The sequence below is a fragment of the Streptomyces sp. NPDC088745 genome (genome assembly GCF_044751045.1).
In the GTDB taxonomy this organism is placed as follows: Bacteria; Actinomycetota; Actinomycetes; order Streptomycetales; family Streptomycetaceae; genus Streptomyces; species Streptomyces cremeus.
The window spans coordinates 148,303-164,231 of sequence record NZ_JBIVLB010000012.1 but is presented as its reverse complement, the minus strand read 5'-3'; the positions used below and the strand labels follow the sequence as shown (position 1 = coordinate 164,231).

General features: G+C 70.5%; 18 protein-coding genes and 2 pseudogenes. 7 read left to right on the top strand and 13 right to left on the bottom strand.

Translation table 11 applies throughout. The features are described from left to right. Positions 1 to 14: 14 nt before the first annotated feature. Positions 15 to 182: pseudogene (locus ACIP93_RS27765) on the top strand (chitinase); the annotation flags it as partial. On the opposite strand, the gene ACIP93_RS27760 reads toward ACIP93_RS27765, so the two are convergent. Next, a complete protein-coding gene (locus tag ACIP93_RS27760) occupies positions 175 to 573 on the bottom strand; it encodes a winged helix-turn-helix transcriptional regulator (protein ID WP_401762739.1) in 399 nt (132 codons plus the stop codon). The pseudogene ACIP93_RS27765 and the gene ACIP93_RS27760 sit on opposite strands and share 8 nt — an antisense overlap. 74 nt (positions 574 to 647) lie before the next feature. Between ACIP93_RS27760 and ACIP93_RS27755 the strand changes: the two genes are divergently transcribed. Next, a complete protein-coding gene (locus ACIP93_RS27755; RefSeq protein WP_401762738.1) occupies positions 648 to 1,340 on the top strand; it encodes an NADPH-dependent F420 reductase in 693 nt (230 codons plus the stop codon). A gap of 94 nt (positions 1,341 to 1,434) precedes the next feature. Here ACIP93_RS27755 and ACIP93_RS27750 read toward each other — a convergent pair whose 3' ends face one another. From ACIP93_RS27750 to ACIP93_RS27725, 6 genes are all read right to left on the bottom strand, one after another. Then, positions 1,435 to 3,150, bottom strand: a complete 1,716-nt coding sequence (locus ACIP93_RS27750) for an amidase family protein (protein WP_401762736.1) — start codon at positions 3,148 to 3,150, stop codon at positions 1,435 to 1,437. Positions 3,151 to 3,714: 564 nt separating this feature from the next. Then, a complete protein-coding gene (locus ACIP93_RS27745) occupies positions 3,715 to 4,533 on the bottom strand; it encodes a hypothetical protein (RefSeq protein ID WP_345219302.1) in 819 nt (272 codons plus the stop codon). A 20-nt stretch (positions 4,534 to 4,553) separates the two neighbouring features. Then, the gene (locus ACIP93_RS27740) at positions 4,554 to 4,835 is read right to left on the bottom strand and encodes an acyl carrier protein (RefSeq protein WP_345219303.1); all 282 of its coding nucleotides are present in this window, start codon (positions 4,833 to 4,835) and stop codon (positions 4,554 to 4,556) included. A 33-nt stretch (positions 4,836 to 4,868) separates the two neighbouring features. Then, entirely contained in the window at positions 4,869 to 6,590 is a 1,722-nt protein-coding gene (locus tag ACIP93_RS27735) for a fatty acyl-AMP ligase (RefSeq protein ID WP_401762733.1), read from the bottom strand. A 115-nt stretch (positions 6,591 to 6,705) separates the two neighbouring features. Continuing rightward, the gene (locus tag ACIP93_RS27730) at positions 6,706 to 7,500 is read right to left on the bottom strand and encodes a hypothetical protein (protein WP_401762730.1); all 795 of its coding nucleotides are present in this window, start codon (positions 7,498 to 7,500) and stop codon (positions 6,706 to 6,708) included. A 239-nt stretch (positions 7,501 to 7,739) separates the two neighbouring features. Further along, positions 7,740 to 8,678 carry an ATP-binding protein gene (locus ACIP93_RS27725; protein ID WP_401762728.1) on the bottom strand — a complete coding sequence of 313 codons (939 nt, stop codon included), beginning with the start codon at positions 8,676 to 8,678 and terminating at the stop codon, positions 7,740 to 7,742. Positions 8,679 to 9,064: 386 nt separating this feature from the next. On the opposite strand from ACIP93_RS27725, the gene ACIP93_RS27720 reads away from it, so the two are divergent. Continuing rightward, positions 9,065 to 9,481: a tyrosinase cofactor gene (locus ACIP93_RS27720; RefSeq protein WP_345219306.1), complete on the top strand. Its 417-nt coding sequence runs from the start codon at positions 9,065 to 9,067 to the stop codon at positions 9,479 to 9,481. 15 nt (positions 9,482 to 9,496) lie between these two features. Then, positions 9,497 to 10,321: a tyrosinase family protein gene (locus ACIP93_RS27715; protein ID WP_345219307.1), complete on the top strand. Its 825-nt coding sequence runs from the start codon at positions 9,497 to 9,499 to the stop codon at positions 10,319 to 10,321. Between the two features lie 377 nt (positions 10,322 to 10,698). Here the strand turns inward: ACIP93_RS27715 and ACIP93_RS27710 are convergent. From ACIP93_RS27710 to ACIP93_RS27695, 4 genes and pseudogenes are all read right to left on the bottom strand, one after another. Beyond that, positions 10,699 to 11,335 (bottom strand): annotated as a pseudogene (locus ACIP93_RS27710) (transposase). 286 nt (positions 11,336 to 11,621) lie between these two features. Continuing rightward, entirely contained in the window at positions 11,622 to 11,780 is a 159-nt protein-coding gene (locus ACIP93_RS27705; protein ID WP_345219308.1) for a hypothetical protein, read from the bottom strand. A gap of 41 nt (positions 11,781 to 11,821) precedes the next feature. After that, positions 11,822 to 12,025 (bottom strand): hypothetical protein, encoded by a 204-nt coding sequence (locus ACIP93_RS27700; protein WP_401762724.1) that lies wholly within the window; start codon positions 12,023 to 12,025, stop codon positions 11,822 to 11,824. 14 nt (positions 12,026 to 12,039) lie between these two features. Continuing rightward, entirely contained in the window at positions 12,040 to 12,285 is a 246-nt protein-coding gene (locus ACIP93_RS27695) for a hypothetical protein (protein WP_401762721.1), read from the bottom strand. A 311-nt stretch (positions 12,286 to 12,596) separates the two neighbouring features. Between ACIP93_RS27695 and ACIP93_RS27690 the strand changes: the two genes are divergently transcribed. Both ACIP93_RS27690 and ACIP93_RS27685 read left to right on the top strand, forming a co-directional pair. Next, positions 12,597 to 12,761 carry a hypothetical protein gene (locus ACIP93_RS27690; protein ID WP_401762719.1) on the top strand — a complete coding sequence of 55 codons (165 nt, stop codon included), beginning with the start codon at positions 12,597 to 12,599 and terminating at the stop codon, positions 12,759 to 12,761. Between the two features lie 115 nt (positions 12,762 to 12,876). Beyond that, positions 12,877 to 13,161: a helix-turn-helix domain-containing protein gene (locus ACIP93_RS27685; protein WP_401762995.1), complete on the top strand. Its 285-nt coding sequence runs from the start codon at positions 12,877 to 12,879 to the stop codon at positions 13,159 to 13,161. 79 nt (positions 13,162 to 13,240) lie between these two features. On the opposite strand, the gene ACIP93_RS27680 is transcribed toward ACIP93_RS27685, so the two are convergent. Further along, positions 13,241 to 13,426 carry a hypothetical protein gene (locus tag ACIP93_RS27680; RefSeq protein ID WP_401762716.1) on the bottom strand — a complete coding sequence of 62 codons (186 nt, stop codon included), beginning with the start codon at positions 13,424 to 13,426 and terminating at the stop codon, positions 13,241 to 13,243. A gap of 883 nt (positions 13,427 to 14,309) precedes the next feature. Here ACIP93_RS27680 and ACIP93_RS27675 point away from each other — a divergent pair. Further along, the gene (locus ACIP93_RS27675) at positions 14,310 to 15,254 is read left to right on the top strand and encodes an endo-beta-N-acetylglucosaminidase H (RefSeq protein ID WP_401762992.1); all 945 of its coding nucleotides are present in this window, start codon (positions 14,310 to 14,312) and stop codon (positions 15,252 to 15,254) included. 97 nt (positions 15,255 to 15,351) lie between these two features. Here the strand turns inward: ACIP93_RS27675 and ACIP93_RS27670 are convergent, their stop codons facing one another. After that, positions 15,352 to 15,807, bottom strand: a complete 456-nt coding sequence (locus ACIP93_RS27670; RefSeq protein ID WP_401762713.1) for an ATP-binding protein — start codon at positions 15,805 to 15,807, stop codon at positions 15,352 to 15,354. Between the last annotated feature and the right edge of the window lie 122 nt (positions 15,808 to 15,929).

The following is a 15,929-nucleotide window of genomic DNA, read 5'->3' as shown; positions in this document are numbered from 1 at the left end:
GGCGATGACGAACCGGTTGCCGCACGCCGCACGGCGCGATCGTCAAGGGGCGCGGCTTCGGCTTCGGCGAGACCATCCGCTCGGTCAACGGCTGCCCTGAGTGCGAAGGACGCGACCCGGCGCAGGTCCAGAGCCGTACCAGCAGCCATCAGAGCTGCATCCAGATCCTGGGCGTCACCCCCCGGGCCCGGCCTGAGTTGGCGGACGGGAAGACTCCGGGCCGACGGCACACGCTGCGTCCTGGGCCGCGATCACTTCGTCGCCGTACTCGAAGGCCCATGCGCCGACGGCGTCGATGGGTCCCAGCAAGGTCCGCCCCAGAGGGGTGAGTCGATACTCGACACGCACCGGCGCGCCCGGGTGTTCCTGCCGGTCGACCAGCCCGTTGAACTGCAGCCGCCGCAACGTCTCGGTGAGGACCTTGGAGCTGATGCCTCCGATCCGCTCCCGGAGTTCGACCGGTCGCCTGGGTCCGTCGCGCAGTGCCCAGAGCACCACGGCGTTCCAGGTGTTGGAGAGCAGGTCGAAGGCGAGGCGGGCGCGGCAGTCGGCGAGGAAGGCATCGGTCGTCACGTACCGAATGGTGCCCGAACCACCTTCTAGCGTCAGTGGGAACGGTCGAAGAAGGCACGGCGAGAGGTTGCGTGATGAGAATCGGTGTACTGGGCACGGGCAACATGGCCGACGCGCTCGCCACCCATTGGGTGCGGGCCGGGCACGAGGTGGTGGTCGCAGGGCGGGACGCGCAGAAGGCAGAGCGGCTCGCGACGCGCATCGGAGGCGGTGCGAAACCCGGGACTCCGCGCGCGGCTGCCGCATACGGACAGGTGGTGCTGGCCGCGCTGCCCTTCGGGGCGGGAGCGGAGGTGGTACGAGGGCTGGGCACGGCCCTGGAGGGCAAGGTGCTGCTCGACTGCTCCAACCCGGTCGGGCCGGGCTTCCGCCTGTTGACGCAAGGAGGCCCCTCGGCCGCGCAGCGACTGGCTGCGGCGGCACCGGGAGCCCACGTGGTCAAGGCGTTCAACCTGTGCCACGAGGACGTGTGGCGCATGCGTCCGCCCGTCTTCGACGGGCGGCCACTGGTCGTCCCGGTCTGCGGAGACGCCGAGTCCGCCCTCGACCGTGTGCATGAGCTGGTACGGGACACGGGCTGCGCCCCCGTGACCGCCGGCGGCCTCGAAGGCGCCGGACTCCTGGAAGCAACCGCCGCGCTCTTCATCGGACTGTGGGTCGGCAAAGGAGCGGACGCCCAGGCCATCGCCCCTCCGCTGGCATACGCGACGGGCCCGGGCCGCCAGGAGGCGGAGGACGGCGCAGAGGCTTCCCGTCAGGGGGTCTGAGCGGCGTCCGGACCGGCTGGTGTTCCGGGGCGTGCCGTCTGCCACGTACCGGCAGCGCCCGGGAACACCAGCCGCGCGCACTCGACCTGTGTGCTCAGCGTCCCGTGCCGCGCAGCTCGTCGGAGGCCGTGGGAGTCGGCAGGGTCGGGAGGTAGCGCGGGGCACGCCACGCCCGCAGACGCTGTTCGACGTGTGCGCCGAGGGACAGCAGCGCCTCGTCCTCGTGCTTCCCGGACATGAGGAGCAGGCCGACGGGCAGTTCGCCCACGGACCCGGCCGGGACCGAGAGGGAGGGGTATCCGGCCACGGCGGCGGGAGTGGAGGAGGGGATCACGTCGTTGTCGCCCCGGGCGCAGTCGGTGGTCCAGGCGGGCGGGTTGGTCGGCGCGGCGATGGCGTCCAAGCGGTGGGCGGCCCTCGTGTCGTCGATCGACCTGCGTGCCAGCCTGGTGAGTTCCGCGCGTGCGGCCCGGTACCGGGGGTCGGTCGTGGGCGGTGCCTTGAGTGCGCTCTCGAACAGCTCCACCCCTGCGAAGCACGTCTGTTCCGCCGGGTCGGCGCGGTGGAACGCGGTGAGCTCGGCGAGGTCCTTCGGGCCGCGCCGGCCGGCGAGGTAGGCGTCGATGTCGCGGTGGAACTCACTGAGCAGCGCGGAGAATTCCAGCTCGGCCAGGCGGTCCTGGTACGGCGGGGTGACCTCGACGACTGTCGCGCCGGCGCTCCGCAGCCGCTGCGCCGCCGCCGACATGATCTCGTCCACGTCCTTGCCGAGCGACGGCAGCCGCCACAGGCCGATCCGCCGTCCCCGCATGCCTGTCTGAGTGCTGCCACCGGCGGCCGTGCCGCTCGCCCGCGGGGCGGCGGGGGCCGTGCCCTCGCCTGTGACGTGCCCCTTCCCCCGCAGAGCGGTCAAGGTCAGCGCCACGTCGACGACGTTGCGCGCCATGGGTCCGGCGGTGTCCTGTTCGGCGGAGATCGGTACGACGCCCCGGCCGCTCACCACGCCCAGGGTGGGCTTGAGCCCGACCACTCCGTTCATCCCTGCGGGGCAGACGATGGAGCCGTCCGTCTCGGTGCCGATGGCCACCTGGGCCAGCGATGCCGCCAGCGCGGCCCCGGAGCCTGCCGATGATCCGCAGGGGTTCCGGTCGAGGACGTAGGGGTTGTGGGTCTGCCCGCCGACCGCGGACCAGCCCGACGTGGGCCGTGCGGCACGGAAGTTGGCCCATTCGGACAGGTTCGTCTTGCCGAGGATCACCGCTCCGGCCTCCCGCAGGCGGGTGACCAGGTCGGCGTCCTGGTGCGGGGCGGCCGTGGCGAGAGCGAGGGAACCCGCCGTCGAGAGCAGGCCCTTCGTGTCCACGTTGTCCTTGATCAGTACCGGGATGCCGTCGAGCGGACCGAGGACGGCGCCGCGCCGGTGCCGGGCGTCGCTCCGGGCAGCCTGCTGGAGGGCGGTGCGATCGGTGCGCAGCACGGCGTGGATCTTCGGATCGATCGCTTTGATGCGCTTCAGGTAGGCGCGGGTGAGTCCCGAGGGGGTGAGGGCCCCGCTCGCCATGCGTGCCTGGAGCTGCGGGATCGTCACCGTGTTCAGGTCGATGCCCCGCAGCTCTCCGTCTGCCGCAGAGGCCGGGGAGGCCGCGGGGAGGGCCTCGGAGGCGTGTCCGGGCCCGGCGAGGGATGTCCACCAGGAGGAGACGAGGAGCGCGGACACGACCAGTGTCGCTGCGGTACGTGCGCCGGGCCGGGGCGTGGGGCGTGGGGCGGAGGAGGAGTCCGTGGACTTCCGAACCGTGAGGAGTCTCATGGGTCAAGCCGACTACAGCCGCCCGGTCGCGCACAACAGCCCCGCCGGACACGTGCGTCGGTTCTGCGGGGTACCGCCGTCGAGCGCGTCCCTGCTCGTGGAGGGCGAGGTCGTGCATGTCGGGCAGCACGCGGACGGCCTCGGTCGTCCGCGCACGCAGCTCGTCCGTGCCCGGCTCGTCAGGGGCCGGTTCCGTGGTCACGCCATTCTTCGTCTGCCGGCCCGGGGAGGGGCGGGTCGGCCTCCGGGAGGGGGCCGGGATGACGGCGGTCGTACGGTACCGAGCTCGACTTCGTCGGCCGCGTACTCCTCCAGGGCGGCGGGGAGTGCGGTGCCGCCGATGCCGGGGGTCCGGCCTCCGCCGTCGTGGGCGACCGGCCCTCGGTGGCCTGGGCGGTCCGCGACGCGGGCCGCCCAGATGTGATCACCGGCGCATTCCGGCCGTCGACGGCGGTGCCGGTCGAGGTCACGAGGCGCGGCGGAGTGGCAACGGTGGCTCCCCGTCCGTGCCCGCATCGGAACACCAGGGTCGGCCACCGCCCCCAGGTCCGGCGCCGGCGCGGCTCAGTTGTCCCACGCGGGACTGGTGTTGGGAGGGTAACGGGAGCTGGAGGCCCCCTCCACCCAGGCGTCCACGTCCTGCCCGTCCCATTCCAGCAGCAGCTCGGCCTGCCGTTTGCACATGCCGTAGTCGAGGCTCCCGAAAAGGCTGCTGACGGTGATCTGCTGGTAGAGGTGCTGGTACCCCTTGCCCGTCTCGTATTCCATCTGCACCGTGGTCCGGAGCAGCCCGAGGCGCAGATCCCCGTCCACCACGGTCAGGACCCCCTGCTGCACATTGCTGTCCTTCTCCTGCCGCCCCTCGTTCTCGACCGCCAACTGGCCGATCTTCTTGACGGAGTTGATGATGCCGGTGAGCGTGTCCGGCGTCACCAGCCATTCGACCAGGTCTCTCACCACCCAGACGGCTCCCAGCAGGGAGAGGGATGAAATGTACGCGCTGCGGCTGTCGGGGCCCACAACGCGGGTGAGGAACGGCATCTCCTGGAACTGGCACACAAATCGAATCCACGCGACGGGATCGAACACCGTGGACGACGGATCGAAGCCGGCGGACTCCTCGGTCCTGCGCAGGATGGTGGCGGCCACCGACTCCCACGAGCCGAAGTCCGACAGCGGTCCCAGATCGGGCAGCCCGCCGTCGTCCCCGCCGTAGGTGTTGCCCACCCCTGTCTCCTGACCGCCGTAGTCGAACTCGTGGCCGTCGGGACCCAGCAGTTCGAGCTTCGCCAGCACCTCCCGCGAGGGCGCCCGCCCGACCTCCGCCCACCTGGCGATCGTCAACGCTTCCCGCCGCAACTGCCCCTGGTTCGAACCGCTCATGCTCCTCCTCCCTCCAGCGCTCAGGGCCGGTCGGCGTACCGTTCCCGCGACTCGCAGATCAACCGCTCGACGTCTCCCACCGTCCGCGCCCGGGGGACGGCCTCGAAGCCCAGGTTGACCCGGAAGCCCAGCTCGACCGCGCCCAGCAGGCGCAGGAGCTTCATGGAGTCGACCCCGGGCAGCTCCATCACCGCGGTGGTGCTCCGGATCTCCTCGGGACGGTCCGCGCTGCCGAGGTCCAGCTTCTCGCGGATCAGGGCGTACAACTGCTCTCGCTCCAGGGGGCTCAGACGACTGGGCACGGCTGCTCCTCGGGGAAGGTGTGCGGATGGTGTTCAACTCGCGCGGAGCGCCCCGGCGTGGAGAGCTCCGTCGAGGTACTGCTGCCGCGTCCTGCTCCGCTTCACCTTGCCGCTGGAGGTCTTGGGCAGCTCCCCGGGTGCCAGCAGGAGGATCTCCGCCACGGACAGGGACAGCTTCGTCTGGATGCGGACGCGGACCTGCCGGGCCACGGTGGCGGCGTCCCCCTCGCGGAGTTCGGCGACGATCACCACCTCCTCGGTGACCCGGCCCGGCCGGGTGAAGGCCACCACGTTGCCCTTGCGCAGACCGGGCACCTCCGCCGCGGCCCATTCCACCTCCTGGGGGTCGTGGTTGCGCCCGTTGATGATCAGCAGGTCCTTCTTGCGGCTCGTCACGTAGAGGACTCCTCCCGCCAGGTACCCGCAGTCCCCGGTGCGCAGCCCGTGAGCCGTGAAGCTCCGCCGGGTCGCCTCCGCGTCACCGTGGTAGCCGGCAGCCACGCTGGGCCCCTGGAAGACCACCTCGCCGACGTGCCGCTCGGGGAGCGGATTCCCCTCTTCGTCCACGACGAGGACGCGGTGGCCCGCGATGGCGCGCCCACAGGGCACGAACGCCGTCTGTGACCGGGGGTCCTCCGCCGCCGAGGACGGCCGCGCGAGGCCGTTCGCGTGGTAGGGCTCCTTCTGGATGACGTCCGGGGCGAAGGGAACTCCGATGTCGCTGAAGGAGATCGCGAGCGTCGCCTCCGCCATGCCGTAACACGGCACCACGGTCCCCGGCCGCAGCCCCGCCGCCGCGAAGTGCGCCGCGAAGGAGCGCAACGTCTGGGGGTGGTTGGGTTCGGCCCCGCAACCCACGACCCTCAGGCAGGACAGGTCCAGCCGCTGGAACTCCTCCGCGGAGGTGTGCTTGACGGCCAGCGCCAGGCCGAAGTTGGGTGCGAAGGTCACCGTTGCGCGGTGGCGGCTCACCGTTTCCAGCCACAGCCCCGGGGAGAACGCGAAGCGCAGCGTCGGCAGGAAGGTCACCGGGCAGCGCGCGATGAGCGGCGCCAGCACGCACCCGACCAACCCCATGTCGTGGTGCAGGGGCAACCAGCTCACGCCCCGGTCCCGGCCGCCGTCGAGGCGAAGGGCGCTGATGATGGCCGCGCAGTTGGCGAGCACGTTGGCGTGCGTGACCCGCACCCCCTTGGGGGCCGCGGTGCTCCCCGAGGTGAACTGCAGGAACATCACGTCCTGCGGGCGGATCACCTCGGGCTCGGGCGCACTGCCCGCCAGGGACCCGGCGAAGAGCTCCTCCGTGACGATGGCCCGCATGCCCTCGACAGTTCGGAGGAGCGGAGCCGGCAGGCCCGCCAGGCTGCGGGGCACCAGGAGCGTCCGGGCCCCTGCCGCGCGGAGGACGTGGGCGGCGTCCTCGCGGTACGCCTCGAACTCGTTGAAGCCCGTGGGCGGGTACATGGGGACCGGAACGATGCCCACCGAGACCGCGCCCAGGAAGGTGACGACGAACTCCTGCTCGTCGGGGACGATGAGCGCGATGCGTTCTCCCTTGCGCAGTCCGCTGTGGAGCAGCCGGCGTCCCCGGCGCAGAGCCTCCCGCGACAGCTCCGCCCAGCTGACGAAGTGCTCGCCCCCGTGCTGGTGGACGAAGGTGCAGCCACCGTCCGAGTGGCGGAGGTTCTCGGCGATGACCTGGGCGAAGGTCGAGGGCGTCGTTCCCTCGGGGGGCAGCACGTCACTGGCGACCACGGAACCTGCCTGGGGTGAGTGGCTCCCGGGGCGCGAACTCCCCCGAGTGGACGGGCCGTCCACCCGAAGGGCTCGCGCCGGGAGGCCGGCGGATCGAAGAAGGGCCCTGACCGTCTCAGTTGTCCCAGGCGGGGCTGTCGTTGGGCTTCTGGGAGGCGCTGGCCGTCTCGTTCGCCCATTCGTCGACGTCCTTGCCGTCCCAAGCGAGCAGCTTGTCGGCGGAGCGCTTGCACTTGTCGAAGTCGAGCACGCCGTAGCCGCGGTAGACCTGGAGGGTCTGGGCCAACTGCTCGTACCCCTTGCCCTTCTTGTGCTCCATCGACACCGTGGTCCGGATGGCTCCGAGGTAGAGCTTGCCGGCGTGGACCGACAGGCACCCGATCTGCTGGTTGCTGTTCTTCTGCGTCTGCTTCTGGGTCGACAGCGCCAACTGGCCGACCTTCTTGATGGACTCCACGATGCCCAGGTAGTTCTCGGGCGACATGAAGCTCTTGACCAGGTCGTCCACCGCGTCGATCGCGTTCTTGAGGGAGAGCGAGGAGATGTTCGCCTCGCGGTAGTCGTACGTGTACTGCGTGCACAACGGAATCGTGGCGAACTTCGTGAGGAAGGCGTTCCACGCCTTCAGGTCGAAGTTCGTGCCGCCCGGGTCGAACCCGCTGACGCTCTCGGCCTTGTGCACGATCGTGGCGGCGACGGACTCCCACGAGCCGAAGTCCGACAGCGGCCCCAGGTCGGGCAGCCTGCTGCCGTCTCCCACCACGTTGTTGCCCACCCCCTGGTCGTCGCTCCCGGAGTCGAACTGCGAGAGCAGGGACGCGGAAGCGGCGTCCGGCTGGGGGGACGACGTCTCCCACAGCGCGAGCTCCAGGGCCTCTCGGTGCAACCGGGACGTACTGATGTCGGTCATGACTTCTTCTCCCGCCTGAGGGAACGACACATCGGGCGCGGTGGTGAGCCGCGCCGATGAGAGTGGGACGCTCCGGAACAAACGGGAGCCTAACCGCCGTACTCCGGTGCCCCTCCCCTCTCTTCCGGACAAGGGAGCCAGGACGGAAATGGCGCTCTTGTGCCGTTGCGGCGGACACCAACCGGACCTCGGGCCTCCGGCGTGAATCGGCCCCGGCCCCTTGCCGCGGAGCGCACATGTCACGGGCCTACCCGGCGGGGCGCTCCCCACTGCGGCCCCCGGGCGGGCGAACGCCGGCGCCCGCTGCACGGAATCCGCCAAGAGCGGTCGAGCGGCGACACGAAGGGGCCCTGCACGATGGCCGGAACACGGTGCCGCCTCCGGCGACGGACGGTTCGTACCGCGTCCGGACCGCCGCCCGCGACGTCCCCCCTTCCTCGCCTTCCTCGACGGGCTCCGCACCGCCTGCCAGGGCCGCATCCAGGAACGGGACGCTGCTCGACGGGCCTGCCGCGCCGGCGGCCAGTGCGACACCCCGGGCCGCCACCGAATCGCCCACCGGCAGCAGGGACGCTTCGGCGGCGAGACCAGCCACGAACCGCACAGCCTTCTCGCCGCACTGCGCACCGGACGCGAGGTCGCTCCGGCCCCATCCCGGCCGGGCCGACTGGCCGGCGACCGGCCGCCGCGGGAACCGCGCTTCTGACGGTCGCGCGCTTGGTCGGCCTTGCCGGGGGCGGTGCGATGGGTCCCGCGTCGGGCGCAGGCAGGCCCGGTTCCGCGAGAAGCGCAGGCCTTGTCGGCCCGCACACGGCCGGGGTGGACGCGGGGCCGCGGCGGTCCAGTTCCACGGAACCGGGTTCGTCGATGCGGAAGAGGCCGACGCGGCCGTAGCGGGCGATCGTCTTGGAGAGCTGGTTCTCGTCGGCGACCTCGACGAGCTCGTTGACCAGCTTCGCGGCCGACACGCACATGACCCGGCAGCCGGCCGTCGCGGCCTCGGTGGCGCCGAGCGTTGTCAGCATGGGGGACTTGCCGGTCCCGCAGTCGCCGACCGGGCAGAGCGGTTGACTCCTCTCGGTCCATTCGCAGCCGGCGAGCGTGTGGACCGTGGCCGCGTCGACGGCATCAGACGTGAGGCGGAGGGATGTGCGGGCTGGGGCGGCCCCGCAAGGCATCCGTGTGCAGGCGGCGGTGGAGCAGCCGGTGACCAGTGGCTCCGTGCCATGACCTGAGCGGACGGCACGGTGGACGACGAGGTGGACAGCCTCCTGTTTTCGGACAGGTTTCCGCCCCGTGCGCGCAGGACCGGGAGCGCGGAGCCCCGAAAGATCTTCACGAGAAGGTCACATCCACGAAGGAATCTCCTTTACCGAGCAGTGGGGACGCTTGCCGACAGTGAGATGGGAAGCTCCGGTCGCCGCCCGGCCCGTTGCGAAGTGTCCGCATGACGGCCGATCGGACGGGTGCGCCTACCGCGGATGATCACTCCGCGTGTAGGCATGGCCAAAGTGGTCCGCCGAGTCCAGGGCCACCACAGTCGTATTCCTGGGGGTTATCTGTCATGTCCGGAATCACTCGCCGCCAGGCCGTGAAAGCCGCCGCGGGGGCTGCCACAGGTGTGACGCTCGTCTGCGCGGCCACCAGTTGGGCGGCCGGCGCCGTGACCAAGAACGACGGCGAGGCTGCCGCGCCGGGCGGGAGCGGTGATCCCACCTCGTTCGACGAGGTCTTCCAGGGCCGCCGCATCCAGGGCCAGCCGGTCGGCGGGGCCGGCGCCCACAGCGCCGGTCACGGCAGCCACAGCGCCTACCGGGTCCTCGTCGACGGCCGGGAACTCCACGTGATGCATCACGAGAAGAGCGGCTGGAGCAGCGCGATCAACCACTACGAACGGTTCAGGACCCCGCTCGACGCCGCACGCACCGCGGTCGTCTCCCTCAAGGGCGCCTCCGTCGTCCCCTTCGACCCCACCGTCTGAGCCGGGAGCCCCGTCATGACCGTACGCAAGAACCAGGCCGACCTCACCGCATCCGAGAAGAAGGCGTTCGTCGACGCCGTGCTGGAGGTCAAGCGCCGCGGGGTGTACGACGAGTTCGTCGCCGCTCACCGCCTCCGCTTCGCGCTGGACATGAACACCGGTGTCTACGTGGGCCACTTCGGCCCGTCGTTCCTGCCCTGGCACCGCAAGTTCCTCATCGACTTCGAGAACGAACTCCAGAAGGTCGACCCGTCGGTGGCGATCCCGTACTGGGACTGGACCGCGGACAACACCGTGGCCTCCTCGGTCTGGGCACCGGACCTGCTCGGCGGTACCGGACGCGCCCTGGACGACCAGGTGATGGACGGCCCCTTCGCGTACTCCGCGGGCAAGTGGCCGATCACGATACAGGTCGACAGCCGCCCCTTCCTGGCCCGCAACCTGGGCTACCGCATCCCCACACTCCCGACCCGGGCCGAGGTCGACGCCGCCCTCGCCCTGCCCACCTACGACTCCGCGCCCTGGCGCGACGGCTCCGCGGGCTTCCGCTCCGCGCTCGAAGGCTCGGCGGGATACATGAGCATGCACAACCGGGTGCACACCTGGATCTGGGGCCAGATGGAGTCGAGCGTCTCCCCGAACGACCCGGCGTTCTGGCTGCACCACGCCTTCGTCGACAAACTCTGGGCCGACTGGCAGGCGCTGCATCCGAGCAGTGACAAGTACCTCCCGGCCGGGGGGACGGCGGACGTGATCGACCTGAACGACGCCATGCCGCCCTGGACCGACACGACGCCGCAGAGCATGCTGGACCACACCCCCTACTACACCTACGGCTGAACCCTCCCACCGGCACTCCGGCATCCCTCGTCCGTGGCGTCGCGGAACGGCACCAGGGGCTGATCGGCGGCCGGTCGTACGTCGGGTGCTGCGCCTGCTGCCAGGTCAGGCGCAGCACCCGCCCGTGGTCGTACATCCCCCCGGTCCCGGTGAAGCCGTACCGCAGGCGGGCGGCCTCGGCCAAGAGGCGGCAGCCGGCAAGGAATTTCTCTGGAAAGCGACAGCCAGTACAACGACGCCCTGCGCTGGGCGGTGGAGTACGGGCTGGACGGTCCGATGACATCGCCGTGGCCGGCCGCCCAACGTCGTCACCGGAGATCGGAGACATGAAGTCCGGGACGCGGACCGATACCCGGTACGTGGAACTCGTAACACGCTCATGAGTTGTGCTTCTCGGGACGTCTCCAGCAGATGAGACTGCAGGCGAGGGAGACGAAGGCGTCGTGGAGTTCGGTGCGACGTTCCCAGCGGACAGCGAGGTGTCTGAACTGGGGGAGCAGGGCAAAGGTCTGCTCCCACATGGCGGAGCTTGCCCGGACCCTCGATGTTCGGGGCACCCCTGCGGGAGACCACCGGCAGGATCCGGCGCTTGCGCAGTGCACGGCTGTTGGGGCCGGAGCGGTTGGGGTCGGAGTCGTAGCCCTTGTCGCCGAGCAGCGCTTCGGGACGCCTGCGGGGCCGGCCGGGGCGTCCGGCGACGGGCCGGTGTCGGCTCCCCCTTTTTCGCGCGGATGTGAGAGCCGTCCACGCATGCCCTCGACCAGTCCAGTCCGCCGGCCGCGTCCAGCCCGGCGAGCGGGATCCGATGCAGGTGGTCGAAGACCCCGGCCTTCTGCCACCGGTCCAGCCGCCGCCAGCACGTCTGCCCCGAGCCGAACCCGAGCTCCAGAGGCAGAAGTTGCCGGGTGATGTCGTTGTGCCGCACGTACAGGATGCCCTGCGGGCACAGCCGGTCCGGTACCGGCGTGGCCCCGGCGACCGCTCGGGCCAGGGCGGCAGAAGCGGCTCGGTCACTGGTCACGGCCGGAGTGGAGCTGTGGAACTCCTGCCCAGTGATCGTAAAATCCTGCCGGGGAACTGGGCGTGGTCGGACACTCTGGCTCGTCGATCGTGCACCAGCTCGCGTACTTCCGTGACCTTGCGGAAAGCGATACGAGGAACAGACGAGCCCCTTACCGCACGGCGTCGGCCGTCTCTTCCCGTGGGACCTGCTCATGTGCGCCCACTGCACATGTCGGCCGCTGCGGGCCGGATGCGGGTCGGGCCCCGTGACGCGGGTCTTCGAGGCCGGAACCGTTCCTCAGATGTGGTCGGCGAGGACGAGGAAGGCGTCGGTCTCCAGGTCCATGACCACGGTGGTCTCGATGCCCTCGTGCTGGCGCGCGTTGGCGTAGTCGTCCGCGCGGCGGGCCGCCTGAGGTGAGCCGGCGGGGAAGGACTGAAGGATTTCCTCGTGCATGACACCCTCCTCGGGAGTGGGGCACCGCGGTCTCTGAACTGTCAGATGCCCGCACCTGAACCGAACATGAGCGGGAAAGCGCGAATCCGCCGGACCGAACTCCCACTGTGCGTCCAGTGGCTGGCGTCGGCCCGCAGGGCGATCAGGGCGAGAAGGGCCCACATGAGGTCGGCCAGGTGGCCCAGCAGGAAGCGGGCGGCCGGACGGTGCCCGCTGCCGGTGCCGATGTGCAGCACGATGAGCACACCGGCCCCGGGGGTTACGAGGTCCCCAGGGCGCTCACTCCCAGGACGTCCGGTTCGACGTTCCGGACCAACTCCTCGACTTCCGGCACGGAGGCGGTCTGGCCGTCAAGGGAGATGACCTCCGGATACGGGTGGTCGCGCAGCAGGACTGTGGCGAGCGGGACCACGCCCAGGGCCGGGAACGTGCCGTCGTTGGCAATCGAGGACACGTCGCCGTCGGTGCCGGCACTGACGGGGAGAATCTTCTGTACGGGTTTCACGGCGGCTTCTTCTCCTTGACGAAGCGCAGCTCGCCCTCACCGGAGTGCCGGTAAGTGTGCGTACGGTCAGGGGCAAAGACCGCCGGGTCTCCCTCGCGCATTGTCCAGTCCCACATCTCCAGGGCCGACGGCGGCTCGGACCCCGCCAGCAGCACACCCCGCCCGGGACTGTGCTCACTGCGTCACAGGCACGCGCCGTCCCCGGCCCGCACCCCACGGGCCAGTGGCAGCTCAGGGGTCTCGGCCGGCGGGGTCGTCCCCAGGGCCCCTGGGCGCCCGCGGAGCCGGCGAATGCGGAGGCCGGGCAGGAGGTGCGGCGCACCGGCCGCGGGTACTCGGCGATCCAGGCGACCCGGCCGCAGACGCTCGGTTACGGCCTGACCGACTCCCCGGCGGGGCAGGCCGCTTGGATCGCCGAGAAGTTCCGGGCCTGGACGGCCAACGACGGCCACCCCGAGGTCGCGCCGTCCCGGTAGGCGATCCCCGACGGGATCTCCGTCCACTGGTTCACCGCGTCGGCCACGTCGTCGGCACGCCTGTACTGGGAGAGCTTCGCCCACGGCCGCGGCCCGCGCCTACGCTCTCGGTCACCTGGGTGAGCCGCTGACGTTGGAGGACCTGGCCCGGGAGGCGGCGATGAGCGTGCGGACATTGAGCAGGCGCTTCCTGCTGGAGACGGGGGTGACGCCGATGCGCTGGATCACCGAGCAGCGGTTGCAGCACGCGCGACGACTTCTGGAACGGACCGACGAGCCGGTGGACCACATCGCGTCGGAAGCCGGCTTCGGTACGGGGACGGCGATGCGTCAGCACTTCCGGGAGGAGCTCGGGGTGTCGCCGCGCGCGTACCGCAATACGTTCCGAGGGGCGACCTGAGCGGAATCACCGCAGAACGCCTTGCATTACGAGTCCCCGTCCCGGGAGCGGGTGCCGTGAGATCGGCACCGACAGGATCTCAGTCCTTGCGCATTCCGCTACTGGCGAGCGTGGTGCCGAGGACGGTGACGGCAAAGATCACCGCGCCCTTGTACGAGAACGTATTCGTGATGATTCCGGCCTTCAGGAGCGCGAAAAGCAGGAGGATCCCTGCGCCGCACGACAGAAGGGCCAAGAGGGAGAGCCTCACGTAATAATTGCTCACATCGGGCCTCGTCGTCATATGTCGGGTCGGAGTGCGGGACCGCCCCCCTGCTTATCTTCATCCAGCGTCCACTGCGGCGTGTCACCGCAGGTCATAGACGCCCCCGCCGCACGCCCGGCCGTCCCCGGGGCCCGCTCCGCCGGTCGGGTCCCGCGGGTTCGCCGGCCGCTCGGGTCCAGCCGTTGCGCTCGGCGATGCGTACGGCGTCCAGCAGGGTCCGCGCCCGGAGCTTCGCTTTCACGGGCGACAGCGGATTGCGTACGGTGCCCATCCCCAGAAACGGCTCAGCCGTGATCTCCGCCGTGCTCGCCCCGGTCCTGGCGCAGCGCGGTGCTTCCAGCTCCCGTTTGGCCAGCGGACAGACGAGTGACTCCTGAGCCGCCTTCCACGGGACCGGATCGACGGCACGACCCCCGAGGCGACGGCGCGGGCGGCGTCGAGGAACTGTTCGGCGGTGGCCGACCTGAGCAGGGAACCCGCGACACCGGCATCCAGCGCCCTGCGTAACCAGGCCCGGCTGGTCCAGGGCCATCACCAACAGGGTTCTGCGCGAGGGCAGTTGGCCGTGCAGTCGCGTAGCGCCGGTCACGCCGTCGAGCCCCGGCGTGTTGACGTCCAGCGCCGTCACGCTCCACGGCGTGGGCGCCCGTGGTGCCGCCGGGACAACAGCCCCCGCGCCGGGAAACCGTGGCGGCTGCGGGGTGGCGAGCCCTCCTCGGAGAGGAATCCGGGCGGCCTCCTTGCCGCCCCGGCCTGGGGCTCCTCGATGTGTGACGACTGATGTGCTGCAACACCCGTGCGCAATGGGCCAGTTGTGCTGGAGGATTCATCCGGTGCTTGGACTGGCCGGGCGCCGAAACAAGCGACAGGAGACCGTTCGATGATGTTCAGTCTGGTACGGAGCAGGGCGCGCGCCACCGCGTTCGCACTCGCGGCGGTGTCGGTCCTCGCCCTCGGTTCCACCGCCGCGACCGGGGCGACCGCAGCGGCAGCGCCCGCCGCGCCCGGCCCCGGTCCCGCCCTCAAGAAGCAGGGGCCGACCTCGGTGGCGTACGTCGAGGTGAACAGCAACAGCATGCTCAACGTCGGCAAGTACACGCTCGCCAACGGCGGCGGCAACGCCTTCGACGTCGCCGTCATCTTCGCGGCGAACATCAACTACGACACGAGCAAGAAGTCGGCGTACCTGTACTTCAACGAGAACGTGCAGCGAGTTCTTGACAACGCTGTCACCCAGATACGGCCCTTGCAGCAGAAGGGCATCAAGGTCGTGCTGTCCGTACTCGGCAACCACCAGGGCGCCGGGTTCGCCAACTTCCCCTCCCGGTCGTCGGCTTCGGCCTTCGCCAAGCAGTTGTCGGACGCGGTGACCAAGTACGGGCTGGACGGCATCGACTTCGACGACGAGTACGCCGAGTACGGCAAGAACGGCACCGGCCAGCCCAATGCGAGCTCGTTCGTGCACCTGGTGACGGCGCTGCGCGGCGCCCTGCCGGGCAAGATCATCAGCCTCTACAACATCGGCCCGGCCGCATCCCGCCTCTCCTACGGCGGCGTCGACGTGACGTCCAAGTTCGACTACGCCTGGAACCCGTACTACGGCACCTGGCAGGTCCCCGCCATCGCCCTGCCCAAGTCGAAACTGTCGCCCGCGGCCGTCGAGATCGGCGGGACCCCGCAGAGCACTGTCGCGTCCCTCGCCCGCCGCACCGTCAGCCAGGGGTACGGCGTCTACCTGACGTACAACCTGGACGGTTCCGACCGCAGTGCGGATGTCTCCGCCTTCACCAAGGAGCTGTACGGCAGCGCCGCCGTCTACAAGCCGTAGGCGCGGCGAAGCCGCAGGTGCGGCGCAGGGCGCGCAGGAGCGTCTGACCGGTGTCGTGCCGGTCGGGCGCTCCTGCGACCGTTCGCGGCGCGCGGCGTCACGTCGCCAGGTCGCGGGCGGAGGCGGGGGCGTCGGCGAGGGGGAGGTGGACGCGGGTGCGTTTGCCGAGGGGCTGCTGGTGGACCTCGTACCCCTGGCAGAGGGCCATGACGATTTCCAGGCCGTGCTGGCCTATGCGGTCGGCGTCGGCGGCCCGGGGGACCGGGAGGGCGGGGCTGCTGTCCCAGAGGGACACCTGGACGCCCGCTCCGTCGGTGGACAGTTCGAGGAGCTGGGGCCCGGGGGCGTACTTGCAGGCGTTGGTGATCAGTTCGCTCACCACCAGCGGGACCACTTCCAGCGTCCGCGCGGAGACCGGGAGCCCGTAGTCGGCCTGGACCTTGTGGAGGAAGGCGCGGGCGAAGGCGCGGGCGTCCCCGATGTCCGCCGGGGCCCCCTCGTACGCCGCGCTGACGGTGAGAGGGAGGGATGCGACATCCGGATCATCCGGCATCCGGACACCCCTCTCGGCAAGCTCGTTCCGGCCCGCGTTCACCTGTCCCACAAGCCGTCCTCAGAATCGGTTCTTATGCCACCTGCGCGCAAGTACCCCCTGGTGCGGACATCATGCGTGCG

Excerpts from the sequence above, each read along its gene's own strand:
- ACIP93_RS27745 (WP_345219302.1), bottom strand. The coding sequence starts at position 4,533 with ATGAGCGGTTCGAACCAGGGGCAGTTGCGGCGGGAAGCGTTGACGATC.
- ACIP93_RS27725 (WP_401762728.1), bottom strand. The coding sequence starts at position 8,678 with ATGCCTTGCGGGGCCGCCCCAGCCCGCACATCCCTCCGCCTCACGTCT.
- ACIP93_RS27705 (WP_345219308.1), bottom strand. The coding sequence starts at position 11,780 with ATGCACGAGGAAATCCTTCAGTCCTTCCCCGCCGGCTCACCTCAGGCG.
- ACIP93_RS27715 (WP_345219307.1), top strand. The coding sequence starts at position 9,497 with ATGACCGTACGCAAGAACCAGGCCGACCTCACCGCATCCGAGAAGAAG.
- ACIP93_RS27670 (WP_401762713.1), bottom strand. The coding sequence starts at position 15,807 with ATGCCGGATGATCCGGATGTCGCATCCCTCCCTCTCACCGTCAGCGCG.
- ACIP93_RS27730 (WP_401762730.1), bottom strand. The coding sequence starts at position 7,500 with ATGACCGACATCAGTACGTCCCGGTTGCACCGAGAGGCCCTGGAGCTC.
- ACIP93_RS27675 (WP_401762992.1), top strand. The coding sequence starts at position 14,310 with ATGTTCAGTCTGGTACGGAGCAGGGCGCGCGCCACCGCGTTCGCACTC.
- ACIP93_RS27750 (WP_401762736.1), bottom strand. The coding sequence starts at position 3,150 with ATGAGACTCCTCACGGTTCGGAAGTCCACGGACTCCTCCTCCGCCCCA.
- ACIP93_RS27755 (WP_401762738.1), top strand. The coding sequence starts at position 648 with ATGAGAATCGGTGTACTGGGCACGGGCAACATGGCCGACGCGCTCGCC.
- ACIP93_RS27720 (WP_345219306.1), top strand. The coding sequence starts at position 9,065 with ATGTCCGGAATCACTCGCCGCCAGGCCGTGAAAGCCGCCGCGGGGGCT.